Origin of the sequence: Tritonibacter litoralis, assembly GCF_009496005.1 — a bacterium.
GTDB classification, from domain to species: domain Bacteria; phylum Pseudomonadota; class Alphaproteobacteria; order Rhodobacterales; family Rhodobacteraceae; genus Epibacterium; species Epibacterium litoralis.
Genome location: NZ_WIBF01000010.1, coordinates 103,622 through 125,288, shown reverse-complemented (window position 1 = coordinate 125,288; position 21,667 = coordinate 103,622). Strand labels below are relative to the sequence as shown.

Here is a 21,667-nt window from a genome sequence, read left to right as displayed (position 1 = left end):
CAAATTCAAACTAACTTTGTAAATCAAAGCGAAAAATTGAAGATTTGCATCGGTATTCGTAGTAAAAATTGGTTAAAATTGGCATATGGCAGCCTTAATGCTTCGCTTGTTGAAGTTGTTTGACTTTCATGTTACTTCGATAGCCGAAGCGAAAGGAGCCGCCTATGCAACACCCCGCTCACCCTATGCGCGTCGATGTTCCATCCCTGCGGAAGCCCTCCGCCAAAGATGGAGCGGAGATTTGGAAACTGGTCGGATCTTGCCGCCCACTCGACGAAAACTCCATGTATTGCAATATGCTGCAATGCGACCACTTTGCTGACACCTGCGTATTGGCTGAAATCTCGAGCGAGATTGTTGGCTGGGTCTCTGCCTATGTTATGCCAAATGAGCCCGATACACTTTTTGTTTGGCAGGTTGCTGTTTCTGAAATTGCACGGGGGCAGGGGCTGAGCGGCTTGATGCTGCAGAGCATCCTGAACCGTCCGCAGTGCAAAGAGGTTACCCGTCTTCAGACGACCATAACCGCCGACAATGCAGCCTCTTGGGCATTGTTCCGCAAGTTCTCACGCCTTCAGAACCAGAAGCTGGAGAGTGTGCCCTATTATACGCAGGCACAGCATTTTCAGGAGCAACACAAGACCGAGTATTTGGTCACCATCCCGCTGGCCAAACGCGCGCAACTTGCGGCTTAGGTCATGCGTCCTTCTGTGCTGAGCGGTCTTTTTTTCACCCATTCGCCTAAACCTAAGAGAGGTCGTATGTCGACGAACCCGTCCGAAGTTTCCATATTCACGCGCCGTGAATCTGATGCGCGCAGCTATTGCCGGGGGTTTGACGCGGTTTTCACCTCTGCCCAAGGCTCGGAAATGACATCCAGTGATGGAAGACGCTACATCGATTTCCTCGCAGGCTGTTCGTCTTTGAACTATGGCCACAATGACCCAGACCTGAAAGACGCGCTGATCGCACACATCCAGGCGGATGGTGTTGCGCACGGGTTGGACATGCACACCGATGCAAAAGCCGAATTTATCACGGCGTTTGAAGAGCACATACTGACCCCGCGTGGCATGTCTCACAAGCTCATGTTTACCGGGCCGACGGGTGCAAACGCCGTCGAGGCCGCAATGAAAATCGCCCGCAAAGCTACCGGCCGAAGCAATATCGTCGCCTTCACCAATGGCTTTCACGGCGTCACCCAGGGTGCCTTGGCGGCGACGGGAAACAGCTACCACCGTGGTGGTGCGGGCACGACGCTGAATGGGGTGACCAGAATGCCATATGATGGTTATTTCGCCGGCTGCGGCGATACCGCTGATTTCTTGGAAGCGATGCTCAACGATCGCTCCAGCGGTCTGGATGCACCGGCTGCGATAATCCTTGAAACCGTACAGGGCGAAGGCGGGTTGAATGTTGCAAGCCGCCCCTGGCTGCAGCGGATCGCAGAGCTAGCCAAAAAGGCTGGCGCGCTGCTGATTATCGACGACGTGCAGGCGGGCTGTGGTCGTACAGGAACGTTCTTCTCATTCGACGACATGGGCATTTCTCCGGACATCGTCACCTTGGCCAAATCCATCTCGGGCTTTGGCCTGCCAATGGGGCTGGTCCTGGTAAAACCCGAGTATGACGTGATGGGCCCGGCTGAACACAATGGCACCTTTCGCGGCAACAACCACGCTTTTGTCACGGCACGCGCTGCCTTGGAGAAGTTCTGGGCCAGCGATGAGTTTCAACTCGACATTTCCCGCCGGGCACAACTGGTCGAAGACGGCCTACAGACCATCGCAGATTTGGTTCCCTGTGCGCAGCTCAAGGGGCGCAGCATGATGCGCGGTGTCGACGTTGGCAGCGGCGCGCTGGCTGGCGACATATGCGCGCGCGCCTTTCAGCGAGGACTGATCATCGAAACCTCCGGTCCGGAGGATGAAGTCATCAAGATCCTGGCCCCGCTGACCACCCCTGACGAAACCCTGAAAGCCGGATTGGATATCCTGATCGGTGCGGCGCAGGACGTTGCAAATACACACAAAACCGCCGCGGAGTAAGACTATGATTGTACGCGATTTTAACGAAATCATTGAAAGAGAACGCAACCGCGTTGTGTCGGACGCCGAGTGGAGCAGCGTACGTATGCTGCTTGCAGAGGATGGCATGGGGTTTTCCTTCCACATCACCTTCCTGGAGCCGGGTTCTGAGCACACATTTGAATACAAAAATCACTTCGAGAGTGTGTACTGTATGCAGGGAACCGGTTCGATCACTGACATTGCGACCGGAGAAACACATTATATCAAACCTGGCGTCATGTACGCGCTGGATAAGCATGATCGCCATATCCTGCGCGCCGAAGAAGAGCTTGTTATGGCGTGTTGTTTTAATCCGCCTGTCACCGGGAAGGAAGTGCATCGCGAAGATGGCTCTTACGCCGCTGCTGAAGACTTGGAAACAGCCTGATCCAACGTTTGCCCGATAGTATAACGACATTTTCAGGGGATGCGGTCAAAAAGTCGGCGGCATCCCTGTCGCACATCCACGTGCGTTTTAAATCGATCTACGGTGGCGGCTTGGGCTGTCATGCTCTATCAATCGAGCCGGACTGCTGAGGTCGGGCTGAATGATCCTACCTTGGTACGCGCCGCGGCACAAAAAGTGAGGATGTTCCTATGCTGATCGACATGCGCAAAATTGATCAATTGATCGAGCTTTGGTTGGATGAAGATTGCAATCACTTTGATCTGACAGCCAGAATTATGGTGGCAGATGATGCGGTGGCGACATTTGCGATGAATGCACGTGAAGACATCATTCTGTCGGGCCTTCCTATTGCTGAACGTATTTTCAAAAGGTTGGATCCAGATTGCAGCTTTGAGGCGCAGTACAAAGACGGGGCGCAGATTGCGGCTGGCACGACATTTGCCAAAATCACCGGCAATGCCCAGGCCCTGCTGACGGCTGAACGTGTTGCATTGAACCTGATCCAGCGCATGTCAGGTATCGCGGGCGTCACAGCACAATATGTCCAAGAGATCGAAGGCACGGGTGCTTTTTTGGTGGACACACGTAAAACCACACCCGGTCTGCGGATGTTAGAGAAATACGCGGTGACATGTGGTGGGGGGCGCAATCACCGGCTTGGCCTTGATAATGGCATTATGTTGAAGGACAACCATATCGCGGTGGCGGGCTCCATTGCGGCGGCTGTTGCCCGGGCCAAGGCTAAAGCGCCGGTTTTGACCAAGATCGAAGTGGAATGTGACCGCTTTGAGCAGGTTCAAGAAGCCTTGGAAGCAGGCGCAGATGTGATCATGTTGGATAATATGACCAATGACGCCATGCGAGAGGCGGTCGCCTGGGTCGCGGGGCGGGTGCCGCTGGAATGCTCTGGCGGCGTGCGGTTGGATACTATTCGCCAAAAAGCGGAAACGGGTGTGGATTTCATCTCGGTTGGCCGAATTACCCAGTCTGCACCTTGTGTTGATATTGGTTTGGACGAAGCCTGATTGGGCAGTCCAAGAGGCGCCTGGCGCAAGCAGAATATCTGAAAGCCTTGCGCCAGATGCGTTTGAACGGCGGGCTTAAACCGAATTGGCTGCAGGCATTAGAGTTTGCGATGTCTCCGACTCAAGGGGTTGCGGCGTGCCGGTTGTACCGGCTGAATTGGCCATGAGAGCCTGTGTATAGGGGTGATTGGCGCGAGAGGCACGCAAATCTTCGGCGCTCAGAACCTCGACCGTTTCGCCAGCTCGCATAACGGCCAGACGGTCACACATATGGGCAATGACGGCCAGGTCGTGGCTGACCATAAGGTAAGTCAGACCACGTTCCGCCCGCAGATCTGTCAACAGGTTCAAGATCTCAGCCTGGACAGAGACATCCAATGCGGATGTGGGCTCATCCAGCAACAGAATGTCGGGTTCCCCGGCCAAAGCGCGCGCGATTGCAACCCGCTGGCGTTGACCACCCGACAGCTGATGCGGGTATCGGAACCGGAACTTTGGACCCAGACCCACGTCCGAGAGCAGTTTTTCCACGCGCGTGTTGATGTTGTCCATACCGTGCAGATACAAGGTCTCGCTCAGCACTTGATCCACCGATTGACGTGGATGGAGCGAGGCATAGGGGTCTTGGAAAACCATCTGCACCCGTTTGTAAAAGCTGCGGTCGCGACGCTTGGCCGGGACCATCTGCTGCCCGCCCAGCGTCATCTCTCCGGACCACGTGGGGACAAGCCCTGTCAGCGCGCGCAAGATCGTGGATTTGCCCGACCCACTTTCGCCGACCAGCCCATAGCTTTCACCGGCCGCGACGGTAATGTCTGCCCCTTTGACGGCCAGAACCCGCGTGGGACCTGCGCCAAACCAGATGTCCAGGTCTTTGATCGTGATTGCGTCCATTACAGAACCTCCTCGGCCCAGGCCACATCGCGGGTCAGGACATCCAGATGACGGCGAGGTTGATCCAATCGCGGCAAAGAATTCAACAGGCCTTGGGTATAAGGGTGGCGGGCATTGTGCAGCTGATCGGCCGCACAGGTTTCCACCACGCGCCCGGCATACATGATCAAAACCCGATCGCAGAATTCCGACACAAGGTTCAGATCGTGGCTGATAAAAATCAGCCCCATCCCGCGTTGTTGGACCAGCCCATCCATGATGGACAGAACCTGTCGCTGCACAGAGACATCCAGCGCAGAGGTCGGCTCATCCGCGATCAGAAGGCGTGGGTTTGCAACCAGCATCATGGCAATCATGATCCGTTGCCCCATCCCGCCCGACACTTCATGGGGATAGGTGTCCATAACCCGTTCGGGCTCGCGGATGGAAACGGCGTTTAACATCTCCAACGCTTTGGCGCGCGCTTCCTTGAGGCTGGCGCGATTGTGCATCCGGTAGGATTCCACAATCTGTTGGCCCACGGTCATCACCGGGTTCAACGAGAATTTTGGATCCTGCATCACCATCGAGATCTGACTGCCGCGGATGCGGCGCATCTCACGTTCGGAACAGTCCAACAGGTTGCGGCCGTCAAAGTTGATGTGGCTGGCCGTGACCTCTGCGGGTTTGCGGATCAGTCGCAGGATCGCCCGTCCGGTCATGGATTTGCCAGAACCGCTTTCACCCACAATCCCAAGCCGTTCGCGGCCAAGGTCAAATGAGACACCGCGCACAGCTTCGAACCGGCCCTGGCGTGTCGGGAAAGAGACCCGCAGGTCTTTGACTGAAAGAAGCGTCATTGGCTGCCTCCGTCTTTGGGGTCCAGCACATCGCGCAGGCCGTCTCCCAACAGGTTAAAGGCCAGGGAGACGGTGAAGATCGCCAAACCGGGCAGGGTTGCAACCCACCAGTGGTCCAGAATGAACCGTCGCCCTTCCGAGATCATGGCGCCCCATTCCGGACTGGGTGGCTGTGCTCCAAGGCCAAGGAAGCCGAGCCCCGCAGCCGCCAGAATGATCCCAGCCATGTCCAGCGTGATGCGCACGATCAGGGACGACAAACACAGGGGCCAGATATGTTTGACCAATATCCGCAATGGCCCCGCACCTTGCAGGCGGATGGCCGCAATAAAGTCAGAGTTGCGGATTGTCAGTGTCTCGGCTCGCGCCATGCGCGCATAAGGCGGCCAGGCCGTCAGCGAGATCGCCAGAACCGCATTCTCGATCCCCGCGCCCAGAGCTGCGACAAAGGCCAAGGCCAGAACCAGCCGGGGAAAGGCCAGAAACACATCGGTGATCCGCATCAGGGTGGCGTCCACGAAACCGCCCAGATACCCGGCGACAGTGCCAACCAACAACCCCACAACCGGGGCAATCAAGGTGACCAAGGCCACAATATAAAGTGTGATGCGGCTGCCGTAGATCAGACGCGACAGGATATCCCGCCCCAGGCTGTCGGTTCCCAACAGATGGTCTTCAAACCCAATTGGTTTCAGGCGCAACAACAGGTCCTGGGCAAAAGGGTCATGAGGGGCCAGCAAGGGCGCAAACATTGCGACCATGACCAACACCACCAAAATGCCCAGACCTACCATGGCCATCCAGTTGCGGCTGAGTTTGAGCCAGCCTTGATACAAACCCGCCAATCGGGCTTGCCCACGAGAGCGCGGCGCGTCTGACAAAAGCCAGTCTTTCCATGTTGCGTCGGTCATTTCGCCCTCGGATCAAAAAGCCGATACAGAAGATCGGAAAGGATATTGAGGCACACAAAAATCAGCCCCACCACAACGGTTCCACCCAGAACCGCGTTCATATCGGCGCTCAGAAGGGCGGTGGTGATGTAACTGCCGATGCCGGGCCAGCTAAAGACGATCTCGGTCAGAACAGAGCCTTCGAGGAGGTTCGCATAAGACAGCGCGATCACCGTGATCAGCTGCACCCGGATATTGCGGAATGCATGGCGCCAGACCACCTGCCATTCCGACAAGCCCTTGATCCGGGCGGCAGTGATATATTCGGCGCTCAGTTGCTCCAACATGAACGACCGGGTCATCCGCGCAATATAGGCCAGGGAGTAATATCCCAATAGGGAGGCTGGCAGAATGATATGGGAAAACGCATTGGCAAAGACATCCCAATCGCCAGCAATCAGGCTGTCCACCATGATCATGCCGGTCACCGTTGGGACGATGTCTTCGAAGAAGATATCCAACCGGCCTGGTCCGCCGACCCAGCCGAGGATGCCGTAAAACAGCAACAGCCCCATCATGCCCAGCCAGAAAATCGGCATGGAATACCCTGCCAATGTCAGGACGCGGACAATCTGGTCGATCAGGCGGCCGCGAAACACGGCGGCGGCTACGCCCATGGGCACGCCCAAGACAACGCCAAGCACCACACCCAAAGTGGCAAGCTCCATTGTTGCGGGAAAAACCCGCGCGATGTCCTGCGATACCGGGCGCGCTGTCAGCACGCTGTCGCCAAAATCACCACGCAGCACGTCGCCAAGGTAATAAAGAAACTGCACCAAAATAGGCCGATCCAGACCCATGTCGATAAAGACCTGATCATAGACCTCTTGGCTGGCGCGTTCGCCAACCACCGCCAACACAGGGTCAATGGGCATCACCCGGCCGATCACAAAGGTGACGAACAACAGCCCCAACATGGTGATGGCGATGCTGCCCACGGTCGAGGCAGCCTTCATAAGCTTTGGGAGAAGAGGCGCCAGATGGCGCCCCCCCTGTGAAACGTCCACTTGTGACATTTACTTGGTGACCTGCCAATAAGAGGCAGAGGTGATCGCCTGACCGCCCGAGAAGTTGGTCACATCGTCCTGCATGGCGTTCTGCTCGATCTGCTGGGCCATGATCACAAACGGTGAAGTCTCGCGGAACTCGGCCTGAATGTCGTCATACAATGCTGCGCGTTTTTCGGTGTCATTCTCGATCACAGCTGATGCCGTTTTAGAGGTGAGCCCGCCGGTGTCCCAAGCGTTGCGCCACGCCAGCAGGCCGGTCGCCTTGGCCTCAAGCGAGTTGTCAGGGTTAAACGCAAAGGTGCCTGCATTGGTGTGCGGATCCGGATAGTCCGGGCCCCATGCGCCCAGATAAATGTCCAATTCGCGTGCCCGGTACTGGCCCAGGATCTGCTTGCCGGTACCAACCGTCAGGTTCAGTTTGATCCCCGCTTCGGCGGCGTTGTTTTGGAAGCTTTGTGCAATTTCCAGACGTTCCTGCGCTTCGCGCACGCCGACCGTCAGTTCCAGCCCGTCAACACCAGCCTCTGCCAACAGGGCTTTGGCCTTCTCGATATCGAGCGAGAACGGGTTCTCGCTGGACGCGCCCAGATAGGTTTGCGGCAGGAAGTTCTGTTGAACGGTATACTGGCCCTTGAGGAAGGAATTGGTCATTCCCTCATAATCGATCAGATACTTAAAGGCCTGACGCACCTCGGGCTTGGACAAGGCGGGATGCGACTGGTTCAGGGACAGATACATCAGACGGCCCTTCAGCTCGTCCACAACTTTGACGCCGTCTGCTTTCAGGACACCGGCCACATCCTCGGGGTTGAGGTTGCGCGCGACGTCAATGTCGCCTTTTTCAAGCTGCAGACGTTGCGAGGCGCTTTCTTGGACGTGTTTGATGATCACCCGCTTCATTGCGGGCGCGCCACGATAGTAATCGGCATTTGCCGTCAGCGTCACACTGTCGGAGGGTTTCCAGCTGGCCAGCGAATAAGCGCCTGAACCGGCGGTATTGGTTTTCAGCCATTCATTGCCCATGTCGCCATCGACTTCATTGGCCATGACCAATTGCTTGTCGACGATCCCGCCGATGGTGGCGGTCAGGCAGTTCAGAACAAAAGACGCCGCATAGGGTTTGTCGGTTGTGATGGTGACGGTATTGCCATCGGCTTTGATCGTCTCGGCCACGTTGTCGGCATTGAAGCCGAACTGGGTCAGGATGAAAGACGGTGTTTTGTTCAGCAAGACAGCGCGCTGGAGCGAGAACTCCACATCTTCGGCGGTGATCGGATTGCCCGAGTGGAATTTCAGGCCCTCAGCAATGGTAAAGGTGATCTGGGTGCCATCTTCGGAAATGGTCCAGCTCTCGGCGATTTCCGGTTTGAACCCGGCGTCCAGATCCAGCGGATCAAAATTGACCAGCTTCATATAGATGTTGCGCGACACGTCGCCGCCCGCAAATTCAAAGCTTTCGGCAGGGTCAAGCGTGATCATGTCGTCGATCCGCATGGCGACCACCAGCATATTTGGCGGTGTCTCCGCAAAGGCCGCAGGGCCTGACATGACCGCGATCCCAAACGCGGCACTGGCCAGCAAATGCTTCATCATTGGATTAATCCTCTCCTGAATTGGTTTTCATTTTGTGTTCTTGGTTTTTGGGGGTCAGCGCGCTGGCTCACCCCAGGTCTTTGCCAGAACCCGTAACCAGTTCTTGTGGCAAATCTTGTCAATCAAAGCGGCGTCATATCCATGGGCGGTCATCGCCTCGGTGAGGTGCGGCAGGTCGGCGACCGTTGTCAGCGCCTCGGGGACCATCGCCCCGTCATAGTCTGAGCCGAGGCCCACGCGATCCTCACCCAAGATCTCGATCATATGGTCCAGGTGGACCAGCATTTGAGATATCGGTGTCGCTGCATCCATCTTACCATCATCGCGCAGAAAGGCGGTGGCAAAATTCAAACCTACCATCCCGTCGCTGTCCGCAATGGCGCGCAATTGGTCATCTGTCAGGTTCCTGGAATGCGGGGTGACGGCATAGGCGTTTGAATGTGTCGCAACCAAAGGCGCATCCGACAGGCGCGCCACATCCCAAAAACCTGCCTCGTTCAAATGGGACAAATCCACCAGGATCCCCAAGGCATTGCAGCGCCGGATCAATCGTTTGCCATGACCGGTTAAACCCGCACCGATGTCTCCGTTTGACGGAAACCGAAATGGGACGCCTTCGCCAAAAATCGTGGGTCTGCTCCACACCGGCCCAAGGGAGCGCAGACCGGCGGCGTGAAACAGATCAAGGCTGTGCAGATCCGCATCAATGGCTTCAGCACCTTCGATGTGAAAGATCGCGGCGATCTTTCCCTGTTCCATCGCGGTGTGAATATCAGCAACGCTGCGCACGATTTTCACGGCCCCAAGCCGTTCCAGATCCAATAGGATCGCGGCCTGTTCCATAACCACAGCCACCGCATCTTCCCAATCAATTGGGTCTGGCAGTTCCAGGTCGTATTGCGGCGCTGACATCGCCGAGAGTTTGTCGTCCAGATCCGTCGCCGATGGGACAAAATGCGCAAAGAACCCGCCGGCAAAGCCACCTTTCTGCGCTTTTGGCAGATCCAATGCGTCGTCTCGACCTGTCAGGAAGCTTTCGCAAGCCGTACGGCCGCCAGACTGTAGAAGCCGAAGAAGAACATCATTATGCCCGTCAAATACGCAGCGCATCATCCATCCTGAAGATTTTGGATCCAATAGCCGTCACTGTTCATCATCGACCTGCGCATAGGCCAGAAAAAATGCTATGATAAAAACTCATAGGTTTAGTCAGCTTTTTATTGTTAACGGGAAGGGTGCTGTTTTGGTGGAGAAAATTTCGGGGAAATCATGGCATTCCATTCCTGAATACGAAGCCCTCAGAGCCTTGATACAAACGGGAACGGCGACGGCTGCAGCGGCCAGCCTGGGGGTTTCCCAGTCGGCGATCTCGCGTTCGATTTCTTCGTTAGAGGCGCGGATGGGGCGCACATATTTTGAGCGTACGTCCGGACGGCTGACGCCGACCCAAGAGGCAATGACGCTAAATCGAAGGTTGGATAGCCTGTTCGACGCGCTGGATTTGATCGATGGCACATCCGAGCCGGTGGAAGAAACGCTGCATCTGCACGCGCCGCCATCCTTTGCCCATACGTTTCTGGTAGACCAAATTGGGCGCTTTCTGCAAATGAACCCGCATTTCTACGTTCGCTTGGAAGTTGGAACCTCGGAAGAGGTCGCCCGTGCTGTGCTGGAACAGCGCTCGGACCTTGGACTGTGCAGCGTGGATTACAGCCGCGCCGGGTTAAAACAGCTTCCTTTTCGCAGCGCGCGAGCCGTTTGTGCTATGGCGCGCGATCACCCGCTGGCTGAACGTGAGGAAATCCACCCGGCGGATCTGGACGGGCAGGATCTGATCACTTTTCTACCGCGACAGACACGGCGCGGCCAGCTGGACCGGATCCTCGCACAGGCACAAAGCCGGGTGCATTTGGTGGCCGAGGTCTCAACCAGTTTTGCGGCGGCGGAGTTTGCCAGCACGGGACTTGGGGTTTCGGTCGTCAACCCGTTTCCAATCCACTACCGCAAACCAGAGCGGCTTGAGTTCCGACCCTTTATCGCGCCGATCACCTATCGGGTGAACTTTATGGTGGCAGATACGCGCCCCGTGCCGCGGATCGCGCGCGCTTTTATGCGGCACCTTCGGCTTTACACGCCAAATGACCGGTTTTCGGAAAAAGGTTAGGTGCCCAGAGGGCGCTGTTGCGCGTGACACTTTAATCCAACTGATGAGGTGGCCAGTGCCGCAACTCAACGTAAAAAAACATTCTGTGCGGCCTGCGCCGCATGATGCTGACCAGTAACTTTCACTTTTTCTGTGCCTACGCAAAAATGTTTCGCTGGCTTTAAGACTTATGTGTTCTAAAACTAATGTGGTCTTGTGTTGTAAGTTCGGGTTGCTCCATGTTTTCCAGACGCCAGTTTGTCACAACATCCTCTTGTGCAATCGCTCTTTCGTGGCGACCGCCAATGTTGGAAGCCGCTGAACCAAAACCGTTTGATCCAACCCCACAGATTGTAAAGATCAAAAAGCAAGAGGACATCGGACAAATCCTTGTCGTTCCACGGTCGTTCTATTTGTATTTTGTGGTAAAGCCGCGCCGGGCGATCCGTTATGGTGTCGGAGTCGGCAAAGCCGGTTTGGAGTTTACCGGGTCTGCGATCATTGAACGCAAGCGCGAATGGCCAAGTTGGCGGCCGACACCGGAAATGATCAAACGCGATCCGCGCGCCTATTCAAAGTTTGTCGACAACGAATACATCCAGCCCGGCGGGCCAGAAAATCCTCTGGGTGCGCGCGCGCTTTATCTCTATCAAAATGGGGTTGATACGTATTTTCGTATCCATGGGACAAACCGTCCTGAAACCATTGGAAGCGCGGTCAGCAATGGCTGCATTCGCCTGTCCAACGCGCATGTTGCCGATCTTTATGAACGGGTTCCCGTTGGCACAACTGTGACCGTGATTTGACGGACGGTTTCGATCCGAAAAGTCCGGCAACTTTGTTGACCGGGAGGGAAGCGTAAGGCGCAAGAGACCGCGCCTTACATCAAACAGCGTATCAGCTGGACCCTTTGTTGGTCAGGGCCGCCAGCAATGTGTCCAAGTTGTGCTGGAACATGGCCAAGTAGCTGGTCGCAGGGCCACCCCGCTCGGACAGCGCGTCCGAGAACAAACGCCCCCCGATTTTGATACCGGTCTCTTCGGCAATTTGTTGCACCAGAACAGGGCTGGTGATGTTCTCAACAAAGAGTCCTGCCACTTTTTCTTCGCGCAGCTGTTTGATCAACGCAGCAAGCTCTTTTGCGGAGGGTTCGGCTTCGGTGTCGATCCCGACAGGCGCCAGGAAGTTGAGCCCATAGGCATCGGCCAGATACCCAAAGGCATCATGGGCGGTGACCACGGTACGCGCATCAGCGTCCAATTGTGACAGGCTGGCTTTGGTTTTCGCATCAAGAGCCGTAAGCTGTGCAATATAGGCATCCGCATTGGCTTGGAAGTCAGCAGCGTGATCCGGCATGACTTCGGACATGGCCGCGGAAATGTTTTGGACATAAATTACGCCATTGGTCAGTGCATTCCACGCATGCGGATCTGCTTCGCCTTCGACCAGTACCGGCGTGATGCCTTTGGTCGCAACAAACACTGCGCCGTCGCTGCCGGATTCGGCGATAAGCGTGTCTGACCAGGTTTCAAAGCCCAGCCCGTTGACAAAAATCACATCCGCTTCGGCAACCGCTTTGGCGTCCGCGACAGAAGGTTGATAAACATGCGCATCCGCGTCCGGCCCCACAATTGTGGTGACGTCTGCATGTTCGCCAACCACCTGTTCGACCATATCGCCCAAGATCGAGAAGCTGGCCACCACTTTCATGTCATGAGCAAATGCCGGCAAAGTCGCCAGCGCCAAGACGGCAGACGCCAACCCTGTGGTGATTTTCTTGTTAAAACTCATTGAGGACTCTTTTCTGTTGGAGTTTGCACAATAGACGAAGTCGATTGGGGCGTGGTTTTGCGCAGCCGCACCCCAAACCCATGGGGTCCCAAAAGGACCGACACCAAGAAAAACCCGCCAGCCGTCAGCACAATGGCTGGCCCAGACGGCGTTTCCGGGAAGAAATAGGAAAGCGTCAAGCCAACCCAGCAACTGGATAGGGCAAAGACAAAAGTCAGCCCCAATTGCCCTGTGATCGTGCTTGACCAATACCGCGCGGTGGTCGCGGGCAAGATCATCAACCCAACGGCCATCAGCGTGCCCAGGGTCTTGAACGCTGCGATCAGGTTGAGCACCAGCAAAAGCATAAAGGCTTGTTCGACAAGCAGCGGGCGCTTGGTCTGGGCTTCGAAAAACACCGGATCGCAGGTGCTGATGATCAAAGGGCGCAGCAGGAAAGCAAAGGCCACCAGGGTCACAGTTGCCACCGCTCCGATCAGGATCATCGAAGCGTCATCGATGCCAAGAATGGATCCAAACAGAAAGCTTTTGAGTGGCACGGCAGAGCCTGCAGCGGACAAGATGAATATCCCGGCCGCCAGTGCAATCAGATAGATCGACGCAAGGCTTGCATCGCTGCGCAGGATGGTTTTTCGAGCCAAAAGCGCAGTGAGCACGGCGGCGACACCTCCGGCTATCACCCCGCCAATCAGCAATGAGAACACAGAGAGCCCGGCCACAACAAAGCCGATAACCACACCCGGTGTAATCGCATGGGCCATCGCCTCACCGGCCAGCGAAAGACGTCGCAGAACAAGGAAGGTGCCAACCGGGGCAACCGATGCCGACAAGACCGTTGTCGCAACAATGGCGCGTTGCATAAAAGCAAAGCTCCACATTTCGATCAGAAGTTCAATCATGCGCCGCCTCCCGGCTGGCCTCTGGAAACATCCAGGCGGCTTGGCTTTCGGATAGATATTTTTGTGAAACAAGGCGCTCGGGCGTCAGAATGTCTCGCACCGGGCCGAAGCTTGCCGTGCCGCCGCCGAGCAGCAAAACGTGGTCGCAGCGGTCCAGTACAGACGACAAGTCATGCACGACCAGGATGACCGCGCGGCCTTCGTCACGCCATCGGTCAATCAGCGTCAACAGATGTGCTTCGGTGTTTTGGTCCACCGCGGCAAAGGGTTCATCCAGCAGGATCAGCGGTGTGTCTTGCATAATGACACGGGCGAACAAAGCACGTTGCAATTGTCCACCGGACAATGTGTGAAGCGAGCGGTCCGCGATTTCCAATACCCCGGTTGCCTCCAGGGCGGATGTTATTTTGTCGTGGGTTTCAGCGCTCAGATGCCCGCGCAGGCCAAAGCCTTTCCAGGCTCCCATGGCAACAAGATCACGCACGCGCAAGGGAAACCGCCGGTCGAACTCTGTTAACTGGGCAAGGTATCCAACCTCAGAAGGGCGTCCGTTTGGCCAGCTCAGTTTGCCCGCCAGCGGGTCGATCAAGTTCAGCAGCATTTTGACAAATGTGCTTTTCCCTGACCCATTGGCGCCCAGTACGGCAAGACTTGTCCCCTGGGTCACGTCCATTGACAGACCACGAAACAAGGTCAGACCGGGGTAGCCAAGCGCAAGGTTCCGGATTTTCAGCAAGTCCGCCATTTACAACACAACAACAATGCACAGCCACAAGACGGCAGATGCTGCAACAGCGCTTCCAACCAGCGAGGCAGTGCTCATACTGGTTAGGCAGAAGGTCAGTTTCGTGAGATTCGGCTCAGACGGAACTTGGGATTTTGAAACCTGCATATTTGCCTCCGCGGTAGCGGGGGCAACGTAAGAGGCCGAAACAGATCAACGGTTCGTAGGTCGAACATAAATGGCTCCCACCAGGACACCCCGCCTGGGTCAGTTGAAATCACGACGTTAAAAACGCCCGTGATGGCAGGTCTCCTGACTTGTGGATCATTGCTTTCCCAGACCTTCCCAGGCCACACCGTCATCGGTGGCCCAGTGGTTTAATCGGGGTCGCTCGCCACTTACAGTTGCGGGGGCAGTTACGGATTCGGCGCCTGATGGCTACACCTCACCGTATTCCCATTTCATCTCTCCGAAGCTTGGTCTTCGAGAACCATCTAAGGCGTCTTACCGTCACTGCGATGCGGCCGTCAAGGTTTTCAAAAACCGGCGGTTCCAATTTCGGAGTGGTGGCACTCCTTGAAACGGGTGCCTTTCAAAGAATGGAACTGGTCTGTTGTCGCTGCTTTGTTGGTTCGGCGCTTAGCCTGGTTTTGGTCTGAGCTTTATTAACTTATAGGATTTCAAGCGTTTTGGGCGCAAGCTCGCTCGGCTTTTTGCAACCGATCGAGCAATGCAGCCCAGTTTCACTAAAATTCTGCTTTTGACTTGAAATCCGGGTTCGCACGTCATTCAAAGGCGAACCCCATGATACCGTCAGGCCACTTTTTGCCCTTTGCTTTCGCCGTTAAGGGCTGCCAGCCATTCTGCATCGCTTTTGTCTTCGTTAAAGCGGGACATGCTGCCGCTGCCATCGTCGCTATCGCTGCGCATGTAAAGCGCCGTAGTAACGGCCATGGTGGTGAAAACACCGCAGGCAGAATAGGTTACCAACCCCATCCACAACGGTAGGCCGTACACAAAACACGCCACAAATGATGCGATTGCACCAAAAAACATTCCACTTGCTAAACCAAAAAACGCCATGTTTTCACCCATTCAACCTTTCGGTCTTCACCCTAATAACACTAACGATAAGCGGACCCTTTTCGGCAAGGGAAAGCTATCGACACTTCTTTTAAAACTCTATTGATACTCGTGAAGGATTGCTTACCCGCGCAAGCTGAGACGTCATTTTAGGAGCAGATCAGCATAAACCAGTTTGTCGCCAAACCCGTCCTGGGGTTGGATGCTCGGTGCCTCAAGGTGACGCCACAAGCCATAGATCACGCCGAAAGTTGCAAGCCCTATCAACGGGTAAATGACCATCAAGCTCCACAGCGGCATCGAAAATACCACCACACATATGGAGGAGGTGAACCCGCCGGTGAGGGCACCGACCAAAGCGCTGATCCAAAGCTTATCCATTTCCGATCTCCTACACATCCTGTGCCCACAGTATGCTACATTTTTCGATAAAAGATCGGGGAGCGAAGGTATTCTGGACTGCGCCAAAGGGTATGTGCGGCGGTTCAACCTATCCTTTGGGATAGGAACCCCAGAGTTTTAACCAAAAACGACAAACGCCACCGGCTTTGGGCAGGTGGCGTTAGAATCAGACTGTGTTCGAAACAGATTAGGGCTTGGGGTCAGCCGCGATGTGCGCCATCCGCCAAAGAGGCGACAAAAGACAGCACCTCTTTCACCGGCTTGCCTTGGGCAATTTCATTCACGATGGCACTGCCCACAACAGCCCCATCTGCAATCGCGGCGATGGATTGGGCGTTTTCAGGAGTTTTGATGCCAAAGCCGACAATAACAGGCAGATCGCCTGCGGCCTTGATCCGTGCCACTTCGGGCGCCACATCCGCGGCTTGTGCCTCGGCAGCGCCGGTGATGCCGGTGATCGACACATAATACACAAAGCCTGACGTGTTCTGCATGACGCGGGGCAGGCGGGCATCGTCCGTGGTTGGGGTTGCCAGTCTGATAAAGTTCAGACCCGCAGCCTGGGCCGGAATACAGAGCTCTTCGTCTTCTTCGGGGGGCAGGTCAACGACGATCAGTCCGTCAATACCGGCCGCTTTGGCGTCGATCAGGAACTGGTCCACACCACGGTTATAGATCGGGTTGTAATAGCCCATCAAAACAATCGGCGTTGTATCATCGGTTTTGCGGAATTCGCGTGCCAGATCCAGCGTGCGCTCCAACGTCATCCCGGCTTCCAGGGCGCGCTGTCCCGCCAATTGGATGGTTGCACCATCTGCCATCGGATCTGTGAACGGCAGACCCAACTCAATGATGTCGACACCCGCATCCGGCAGGCCCTTGACGATCTCAAGCGAGGTGTCGAAATCGGGGTCGCCCGCCATCACATAGGTGACAAATGCTTTTTTGCCAGCGGCTTGAAGGGCTGCGAATTTGGCGTCGATGCGGGTCATGAGCGTGCCTTTGTTCCTTGTTCTGGACTGATGTGCCGAAACTTGGACAGGAAATCAATCCCGGTCGCTCAGAACCCGCTGGAAAGGCCCGGAATGTATGCAACGCAAGGCCTTTTTGTGCGTTGGGTCAGAGCGGTTTGTGCCAACGCAAGGTCACAGAGTTCACACCGGGGTTACGCTCTGCTGTGGAGGCGTTGGATTTGTGGGACACAGACAATGAGATCGCATTGCCGTTGTTCAGGGTCCGACCGACACCCAACAGGCTGCGGATCTCAAACGTGGAGCCCAGATCATTGCCCTCTTCGCTTTCGAAATAGGCGCCCGGCATCACACTGGTTTCAATGAACCAACGATTGCGCAATTGGAAGGTGCCAACCAGACCGCCGCCGATGAATGCGTCTCCGGTCTCTTGAACAGATGCAACACCACCCCAGCCAGCTGAGAAATTGCCACGTTCAAAAAAGGAATCACCGTGCAGTTCCACCTCAAAGACAATGCCATCTTCGGATCCGGTTTCCGAATAATCGGATTGCCCCAGACCAAAGACCAAAGATTGCGCCTGCGCGGTGCCTGCGACGGCTGCGGCCATTACAGCGCCTATCAGCAAAGATTTCATCACGCCCTCGTCGTGTTTTTGTTGTACCGGCCAGCATATAGGCAAATAAACGCTCAACAAAAAGAGGGATGACGATCTGGTGATGATTATGTCGCCGATTGTCCTGTGTAGGCCACAGATCGTGCGCAATGCTTGCGCCTTGGGACTTAGGTGCCTAGAAGCGGCACCCAAATGGCATCAGGAGGCCGAGATGGGCTTTAAAATGGGAATCGTGGGCCTGCCCAATGTGGGCAAGTCAACACTGTTCAACGCATTGACCAAAACCGCCTCGGCGCAGGCGGCCAATTTTCCGTTCTGTACGATCGAGCCTAATGTCGGTGATGTGGGCGTGCCGGACGCACGTCTGGACACGCTGGCGCAAATCGCAGGCTCGGCCCAGATCATCCCGACGCGGATGACCTTTGTGGATATTGCGGGTCTGGTCAAAGGCGCGTCCAAAGGCGAAGGACTTGGCAACCAGTTTCTGGCCAATATCCGCGAAGTTGACGCCATCGCTCATGTTCTGCGCTGTTTCGAGGACAAGGACGTGACTCACGTGGAAGATCGCGTGGATCCGGTGGCGGATGCGGAAACCATCGAGACCGAGCTGATGCTGGCCGATCTTGAAAGCATCGAGAAGCGCCGCGCCAATCTGGTGCGCAAGCTTAAAGGCAACGACAAGGAAGCCCAGCAGCAGGACCGCTTGCTGGCCGAAGCGCAGGCCATGCTGGAAGATGGCAAACCTGCACGTCTGGTCGAAGTAGACTCCGAGGACGCAAAAGCCTGGGATATGCTGCAGCTTTTGACCACCAAACCGGTGCTTTATGTCTGCAACGTTGGCGAAAGCGAAAGCGTGGAAGGCAACGATTATTCCAAACGCGTGGCTGAGATGGCGGCGGAGCAAGGCAACAGCCATGTGATCATCTCTGCCCAGATCGAGGAAGAGATCAGCCAGCTGGAACCCGATGAAGCGGCCATGTTCCTTGAGGAAATGGGGCTGGCCGAAGCCGGGCTCGACCGCTTGATCCGTGCTGGTTATGAGCTGTTGCAGCTGGAAACCTATTTCACCGTTGGGCCCAAAGAAGCCCGAGCTTGGACCATCACCAAAGGCACTGCAGCCCCACAGGCGGCGGGCGTCATTCACGGTGATTTTGAAAAAGGCTTCATTCGCGCGGAAACCATCGCCTATGAGGATTACGTCGCAGGAAACGGCGAATCTGGGGCCAAGGACGCCGGGAAGATGCGCGCGGAAGGCAAAAGCTACATCGTGCAGGATGGCGATGTGATGCACTTCCTTTTCAACACCTGATCCCAGTGTTCATGTATGCTTTGTACGACGCGTCCCAGAGCGGGGCGCGTCTTTTCTTTTGCGATTGAAGACTGGGTGAAAACCGTGCAAATCTGCGATCTTGTCGAGGCTGCGGCCGGTTTGGAAGGACAAGACATGAAGATGATCATTGACACTGATCCTGGCGTTGACGATGCCATGGCGATCTTTTACGCGGCGGCGGCATCGGATATCGAGCTGCTGGGTCTGACCACAATCTTTGGCAATGTGACCAACACAATGGCCACGCGCAACGCCTTGCGCTTGCTGGAGGCCGCCGGTTTGGAGGATGTGCCTGTGGCAGAAGGCGCCGCAAAACCGTTGGTTCTGCCGCCGTTTCCGCCTTCGTTGAATGTGCATGGCGATGAAGGCTTTGGCGATATTCCCGCGGCTGAGCCCAAAGGCAAAGCGGTGGATGAGGACGCGGCGGATTTCCTGATCCGCATGGCGCGCGCGCACAAGGGTGAGCTGGTTGTCTGCCCCATCGGGCCGCTGACCAATATTGCAATTGCCATGCAGCGCGACCCGGATTTTGTGGCGAATGTGAAAAAGATCGTCATCATGGGTGGATCTTTGGAAGAGGGCGGCAACATCACCCCCCATGCCGAGGCCAATATCTATCACGATCCGCATGCGGCGGATATTGTCGTCCAGGGCGGGGCAAAGGTTGTCTTGGTCGGGTTGGACGTGACCCATCGCATCCTGTGCACTCCGGATGATTTTGAGGCCATGGCCGCGCAATCCCCCGAATTGGGCGGGATGCTGCAGGATATGTCCCATTTCTACATCAAGTTCTACCTTGAGGTTGCGGGGCTTAATGGCTGTGGCATGCATGATCCCTCGGCCATCATCGCAGCAACGCACCCCGAACATTTCGAGATACGAGAAGTCCCCGTCGTCGTATCATGCGACGGGGAGACTTCGGGTGCCACTCTGGCAGATCCAGACAGCGGACGTGATCCGGTTCAAGTGTGTATGGCCGTGAAGTCGGACGTGGTCAAAACGCAGTTTATGAAACGGTTGGCCCTTTTGCCTTAGGGCAACTGCCCAAATTCGTGGATTTCAAAACCATTGGGACTAGTCGTGGGATCAGAAGTCCTGCCACTCGCGGCTGGCCCCGCCACCTGCGGCCAGTTGAGCAATCTTGGCTGAGGTTTGGGGAACTGGAGGTACATCCGGGACTTCTTCTTCTGGGGCATCAAGGTCGAACAAGAAGATTTCACCGTTAGAGCGGCGTTCGATGTCAAAATGCGCGACCAGCTCGGCCAGTTTCGCGGCCTCGTTTTTCAACAGATGGCTGGCTGCAGTGGACTCTTCGACCATCGCGGCATTCTGTTGGGTCACCTGATCCAGCTGAAGTACGCCAACGTTGATCTCATTGAGACCAGTGGACTGGCGTTCTGCAGCTTGAGCGATGCCCGAGATCAAGTCTGAGATGTGGCTGACCTGACCCACCACGGCGGATAGGGCACCGCCGCTTTCGCCGACAAGACGCACGCCGTTTTCGACCTGTTCACCACTGTTGCCAATCTGGTCTTTGATCTCCATCGCCGCGTCTGACGATCGCTGGGCCAATGCGCGCACTTCTGCGGCGACCACCGCAAACCCGCGTCCCGCTTCACCTGCGCGCGCGGCTTCAATCCCGGCATTCAGTGCCAAGAGATTGGTCTGGAAGGCGATATCGTCAATGACCGTGATGATTTTTGCAATCTGGTTTGAACTGTCCGAAATCTCGTTCATGGCATCAACTGCGCGTTTCACCACGTTGTCGCTGCTCTGTGCGACCGAATGAGCATCGCCCATCGTGGTTTCCACATCACGCGCGCCTTCGGCGGCGGTGCGCACGCTGCCTGTCAGCTCATCCAGGGCTGCAGAGGTTTCTTCCAACGTGGCCGCCTGGCTTTCGGTGCGCATCGCCAGATCATCAGATGCGGCGGAAATTTCGGATGCGCCATTGCGGATGTTGTTTGAGGTTTCCACAATCTCATGCATGGTTTCCGACAGCGTTTCCACGGTGCGGTTGTAATCGCGGCGCAGCTGTTCGTGATCTTCTGGAAAGGTTTCCGAGATCACCACAGTCAGATCCCCTTTGGCCATCGCATTCAGGCCTTCCCGCAGGCGGCTGACAACAAAAGCCTGTTGCTCTTGCAATTCGCTCCGCGCGCCCTCGGCCTGCTGAGCTTTGGAGAGGTCTGCCTGAAGCGAGATCAATGCACGTCCAACTTTGCCAATTTCATCTGCCCGTTCTGCAGTCGCAATCTCTAGGTCGAGGTTGCCAGATGCCATTTCGTTGACATCAGCACAGATGGCTTCGACCGAGCGGACAACTGACCGGGCAGTCAACACCGAACTCGCGAGTGCTGTTGCCCCCAAAGCTGCCAATCCAGCTAGAAAAACCCAGGCCAATCGTGCGGCAGCGGCAATTGCGTCATCTATTTGGCGGCTGACGTCGATCATCGCGCCATCAGCTTGCGTGGGAGAAACCGGTAACAAAATCCGCAATTTATGGATCTGATCTATTTGTGAATACTGACTCACATAACCGGTTTTACTGAGAGATATGGCGTCACGCAGTGCAACCAGCGCCGGGTTTGCGGTGATTTCCTGTTGGGAATGCACAGAAATCGAAAAACTTCCGTCAAAAAGCTCCAAATCATCGCTGGAGAGCGTGTCGGAATCACCCAGCAGCGTCCGGATTTGATGGGCACTTTGCAATGTTGTTGTGGTGGCCTGCGCGATGACCGTTTGCTCAATCAGCTTAGGCACGACAAAGAAACCTGCGATGACGCAAGCCAGTATCAACATTGGAACAGGAGCCGCGAATTTGAACATCAACGACCGTGCGGAAAATCCCATTACGCTTCACCTTGGGTCAAAACTCAGGAGGGCAGAAAGCCCTCGACCTGGCCCCAAGCTAGCGGA

The 21,667-nt window shown here is 55.8% G+C and carries 22 protein-coding genes and 1 riboswitch; of the genes, 8 read left to right on the top strand and 14 right to left on the bottom strand.

Going from position 1 to position 21,667, the window contains the following annotated elements:
• Positions 1–164: 164 nt before the first annotated feature.
• The 4 genes from ectA (at position 165) to nadC (ending at position 3,503) form a co-directional block, all read left to right on the top strand.
• On the top strand, positions 165–695 hold the full coding sequence (ectA, locus tag GFB49_RS15310) for a diaminobutyrate acetyltransferase (protein ID WP_153216797.1): 531 nt from the start codon (positions 165–167) through the stop codon (positions 693–695).
• 66 nt (positions 696–761) lie between these two features.
• Positions 762–2,048 (top strand): diaminobutyrate--2-oxoglutarate transaminase, encoded by a 1,287-nt coding sequence (gene ectB, locus GFB49_RS15305; protein WP_153216796.1) that lies wholly within the window; start codon positions 762–764, stop codon positions 2,046–2,048.
• A gap of 4 nt (positions 2,049–2,052) precedes the next feature.
• Positions 2,053–2,457 (top strand): ectoine synthase, encoded by a 405-nt coding sequence (locus GFB49_RS15300; RefSeq protein WP_153216795.1) that lies wholly within the window; start codon positions 2,053–2,055, stop codon positions 2,455–2,457.
• 209 nt (positions 2,458–2,666) lie between these two features.
• Entirely contained in the window at positions 2,667–3,503 is an 837-nt protein-coding gene (nadC, locus tag GFB49_RS15295; RefSeq protein WP_153216794.1) for a carboxylating nicotinate-nucleotide diphosphorylase, read from the top strand.
• 75 nt (positions 3,504–3,578) lie between these two features.
• Here the strand turns inward: nadC and GFB49_RS15290 are convergent, their stop codons facing one another.
• The 6 genes from GFB49_RS15290 to GFB49_RS15265 are packed head-to-tail and all read right to left on the bottom strand — an operon-like array spanning position 3,579 to position 9,899.
• Positions 3,579–4,397 (bottom strand): ABC transporter ATP-binding protein, encoded by an 819-nt coding sequence (locus GFB49_RS15290; RefSeq protein ID WP_153216793.1) that lies wholly within the window; start codon positions 4,395–4,397, stop codon positions 3,579–3,581.
• Complete coding sequence (locus GFB49_RS15285; RefSeq protein WP_153216792.1) at positions 4,397–5,236, bottom strand: ABC transporter ATP-binding protein; 840 nt, start codon at positions 5,234–5,236, stop codon at positions 4,397–4,399. Before GFB49_RS15285 ends, GFB49_RS15290 begins: the two co-directional genes overlap by 1 nt.
• Entirely contained in the window at positions 5,233–6,147 is a 915-nt protein-coding gene (locus tag GFB49_RS15280) for an ABC transporter permease (protein ID WP_153216791.1), read from the bottom strand. Before GFB49_RS15280 ends, GFB49_RS15285 begins: the two co-directional genes overlap by 4 nt.
• Positions 6,144–7,142, bottom strand: coding sequence for an ABC transporter permease (locus GFB49_RS15275; RefSeq protein WP_246149753.1), 999 nt, complete (start codon positions 7,140–7,142; stop codon positions 6,144–6,146). The genes GFB49_RS15280 and GFB49_RS15275 overlap by 4 nt, the downstream gene beginning before the upstream one ends.
• 60 nt (positions 7,143–7,202) lie before the next feature.
• Positions 7,203–8,786, bottom strand: a complete 1,584-nt coding sequence (locus GFB49_RS15270; protein WP_425505230.1) for an ABC transporter substrate-binding protein — start codon at positions 8,784–8,786, stop codon at positions 7,203–7,205.
• 57 nt (positions 8,787–8,843) lie between these two features.
• A complete protein-coding gene (locus GFB49_RS15265; RefSeq protein WP_214644970.1) occupies positions 8,844–9,899 on the bottom strand; it encodes a dipeptidase in 1,056 nt (351 codons plus the stop codon).
• A gap of 136 nt (positions 9,900–10,035) precedes the next feature.
• Between GFB49_RS15265 and GFB49_RS15260 the strand changes: the two genes are divergently transcribed.
• Together GFB49_RS15260 and GFB49_RS15255 are read left to right on the top strand one after the other, a co-directional pair.
• Positions 10,036–10,953, top strand: coding sequence for a LysR family transcriptional regulator (locus GFB49_RS15260; RefSeq protein WP_343032600.1), 918 nt, complete (start codon positions 10,036–10,038; stop codon positions 10,951–10,953).
• A 284-nt stretch (positions 10,954–11,237) separates the two neighbouring features.
• The gene (locus GFB49_RS15255; RefSeq protein WP_425505229.1) at positions 11,238–11,738 is read left to right on the top strand and encodes a L,D-transpeptidase; all 501 of its coding nucleotides are present in this window, start codon (positions 11,238–11,240) and stop codon (positions 11,736–11,738) included.
• Between the two features lie 91 nt (positions 11,739–11,829).
• Here the strand turns inward: GFB49_RS15255 and GFB49_RS15250 are convergent, their stop codons facing one another.
• From GFB49_RS15250 to GFB49_RS15220, 7 genes are all read right to left on the bottom strand, one after another.
• Complete coding sequence (locus GFB49_RS15250; RefSeq protein ID WP_153216786.1) at positions 11,830–12,723, bottom strand: metal ABC transporter solute-binding protein, Zn/Mn family; 894 nt, start codon at positions 12,721–12,723, stop codon at positions 11,830–11,832.
• The gene (locus GFB49_RS15245) at positions 12,720–13,622 is read right to left on the bottom strand and encodes a metal ABC transporter permease (RefSeq protein WP_214644969.1); all 903 of its coding nucleotides are present in this window, start codon (positions 13,620–13,622) and stop codon (positions 12,720–12,722) included. Before GFB49_RS15245 ends, GFB49_RS15250 begins: the two co-directional genes overlap by 4 nt.
• Entirely contained in the window at positions 13,615–14,367 is a 753-nt protein-coding gene (locus GFB49_RS15240; RefSeq protein ID WP_153216785.1) for a metal ABC transporter ATP-binding protein, read from the bottom strand. The genes GFB49_RS15245 and GFB49_RS15240 overlap by 8 nt, the downstream gene beginning before the upstream one ends.
• Before the next feature lie 264 nt (positions 14,368–14,631).
• Positions 14,632–14,856, bottom strand: a riboswitch (cobalamin riboswitch).
• 303 nt (positions 14,857–15,159) lie between these two features.
• A complete protein-coding gene (locus GFB49_RS15235; protein WP_153216784.1) occupies positions 15,160–15,441 on the bottom strand; it encodes a hypothetical protein in 282 nt (93 codons plus the stop codon).
• 132 nt (positions 15,442–15,573) lie between these two features.
• Complete coding sequence (locus GFB49_RS15230) at positions 15,574–15,810, bottom strand: hypothetical protein (RefSeq protein WP_153216783.1); 237 nt, start codon at positions 15,808–15,810, stop codon at positions 15,574–15,576.
• Positions 15,811–16,031: 221 nt separating this feature from the next.
• Complete coding sequence (gene trpA / locus GFB49_RS15225; RefSeq protein WP_153216782.1) at positions 16,032–16,823, bottom strand: tryptophan synthase subunit alpha; 792 nt, start codon at positions 16,821–16,823, stop codon at positions 16,032–16,034.
• Positions 16,824–16,950: 127 nt separating this feature from the next.
• The gene (locus GFB49_RS15220) at positions 16,951–17,439 is read right to left on the bottom strand and encodes an acyloxyacyl hydrolase (RefSeq protein ID WP_153216781.1); all 489 of its coding nucleotides are present in this window, start codon (positions 17,437–17,439) and stop codon (positions 16,951–16,953) included.
• Between the two features lie 190 nt (positions 17,440–17,629).
• On the opposite strand from GFB49_RS15220, the gene ychF reads away from it, so the two are divergent.
• Together ychF and GFB49_RS15210 are read left to right on the top strand one after the other, a co-directional pair.
• Positions 17,630–18,727 carry a redox-regulated ATPase YchF gene (ychF, locus tag GFB49_RS15215; protein WP_153216852.1) on the top strand — a complete coding sequence of 366 codons (1,098 nt, stop codon included), beginning with the start codon at positions 17,630–17,632 and terminating at the stop codon, positions 18,725–18,727.
• Positions 18,728–18,862: 135 nt separating this feature from the next.
• Complete coding sequence (locus tag GFB49_RS15210; RefSeq protein ID WP_153216780.1) at positions 18,863–19,783, top strand: nucleoside hydrolase; 921 nt, start codon at positions 18,863–18,865, stop codon at positions 19,781–19,783.
• 51 nt (positions 19,784–19,834) lie between these two features.
• On the opposite strand, the gene GFB49_RS21425 is transcribed toward GFB49_RS15210, so the two are convergent.
• Positions 19,835–21,601: a methyl-accepting chemotaxis protein gene (locus GFB49_RS21425; protein WP_153216779.1), complete on the bottom strand. Its 1,767-nt coding sequence runs from the start codon at positions 21,599–21,601 to the stop codon at positions 19,835–19,837.
• Positions 21,602–21,667: the final 66 nt, after the last annotated feature.

Excerpts from the sequence above, each read along its gene's own strand:
- ectA (WP_153216797.1), top strand. The coding sequence starts at position 165 with ATGCAACACCCCGCTCACCCTATGCGCGTCGATGTTCCATCCCTGCGG.
- ectB (WP_153216796.1), top strand. The coding sequence starts at position 762 with ATGTCGACGAACCCGTCCGAAGTTTCCATATTCACGCGCCGTGAATCT.
- GFB49_RS15300 (WP_153216795.1), top strand. The coding sequence starts at position 2,053 with ATGATTGTACGCGATTTTAACGAAATCATTGAAAGAGAACGCAACCGC.
- nadC (WP_153216794.1), top strand. The coding sequence starts at position 2,667 with ATGCTGATCGACATGCGCAAAATTGATCAATTGATCGAGCTTTGGTTG.
- GFB49_RS15290 (WP_153216793.1), bottom strand. The coding sequence starts at position 4,397 with ATGGACGCAATCACGATCAAAGACCTGGACATCTGGTTTGGCGCAGGT.
- GFB49_RS15285 (WP_153216792.1), bottom strand. The coding sequence starts at position 5,236 with ATGACGCTTCTTTCAGTCAAAGACCTGCGGGTCTCTTTCCCGACACGC.
- GFB49_RS15280 (WP_153216791.1), bottom strand. The coding sequence starts at position 6,147 with ATGACCGACGCAACATGGAAAGACTGGCTTTTGTCAGACGCGCCGCGC.
- GFB49_RS15275 (WP_246149753.1), bottom strand. The coding sequence starts at position 7,142 with ATGAAGGCTGCCTCGACCGTGGGCAGCATCGCCATCACCATGTTGGGG.
- GFB49_RS15270 (WP_425505230.1), bottom strand. The coding sequence starts at position 8,786 with ATGAAGCATTTGCTGGCCAGTGCCGCGTTTGGGATCGCGGTCATGTCA.
- GFB49_RS15265 (WP_214644970.1), bottom strand. The coding sequence starts at position 9,899 with ATGCGCTGCGTATTTGACGGGCATAATGATGTTCTTCTTCGGCTTCTA.
- GFB49_RS15255 (WP_425505229.1), top strand. The coding sequence starts at position 11,238 with ATGTTGGAAGCCGCTGAACCAAAACCGTTTGATCCAACCCCACAGATT.
- GFB49_RS15250 (WP_153216786.1), bottom strand. The coding sequence starts at position 12,723 with ATGAGTTTTAACAAGAAAATCACCACAGGGTTGGCGTCTGCCGTCTTG.
- GFB49_RS15245 (WP_214644969.1), bottom strand. The coding sequence starts at position 13,622 with ATGATTGAACTTCTGATCGAAATGTGGAGCTTTGCTTTTATGCAACGC.
- GFB49_RS15240 (WP_153216785.1), bottom strand. The coding sequence starts at position 14,367 with ATGGCGGACTTGCTGAAAATCCGGAACCTTGCGCTTGGCTACCCCGGT.
- GFB49_RS15235 (WP_153216784.1), bottom strand. The coding sequence starts at position 15,441 with ATGGGTGAAAACATGGCGTTTTTTGGTTTAGCAAGTGGAATGTTTTTT.
- GFB49_RS15230 (WP_153216783.1), bottom strand. The coding sequence starts at position 15,810 with ATGGATAAGCTTTGGATCAGCGCTTTGGTCGGTGCCCTCACCGGCGGG.
- trpA (WP_153216782.1), bottom strand. The coding sequence starts at position 16,823 with ATGACCCGCATCGACGCCAAATTCGCAGCCCTTCAAGCCGCTGGCAAA.
- GFB49_RS15220 (WP_153216781.1), bottom strand. The coding sequence starts at position 17,439 with ATGAAATCTTTGCTGATAGGCGCTGTAATGGCCGCAGCCGTCGCAGGC.
- ychF (WP_153216852.1), top strand. The coding sequence starts at position 17,630 with ATGGGCTTTAAAATGGGAATCGTGGGCCTGCCCAATGTGGGCAAGTCA.
- GFB49_RS15210 (WP_153216780.1), top strand. The coding sequence starts at position 18,863 with ATGAAGATGATCATTGACACTGATCCTGGCGTTGACGATGCCATGGCG.
- GFB49_RS21425 (WP_153216779.1), bottom strand. The coding sequence starts at position 21,601 with ATGGGATTTTCCGCACGGTCGTTGATGTTCAAATTCGCGGCTCCTGTT.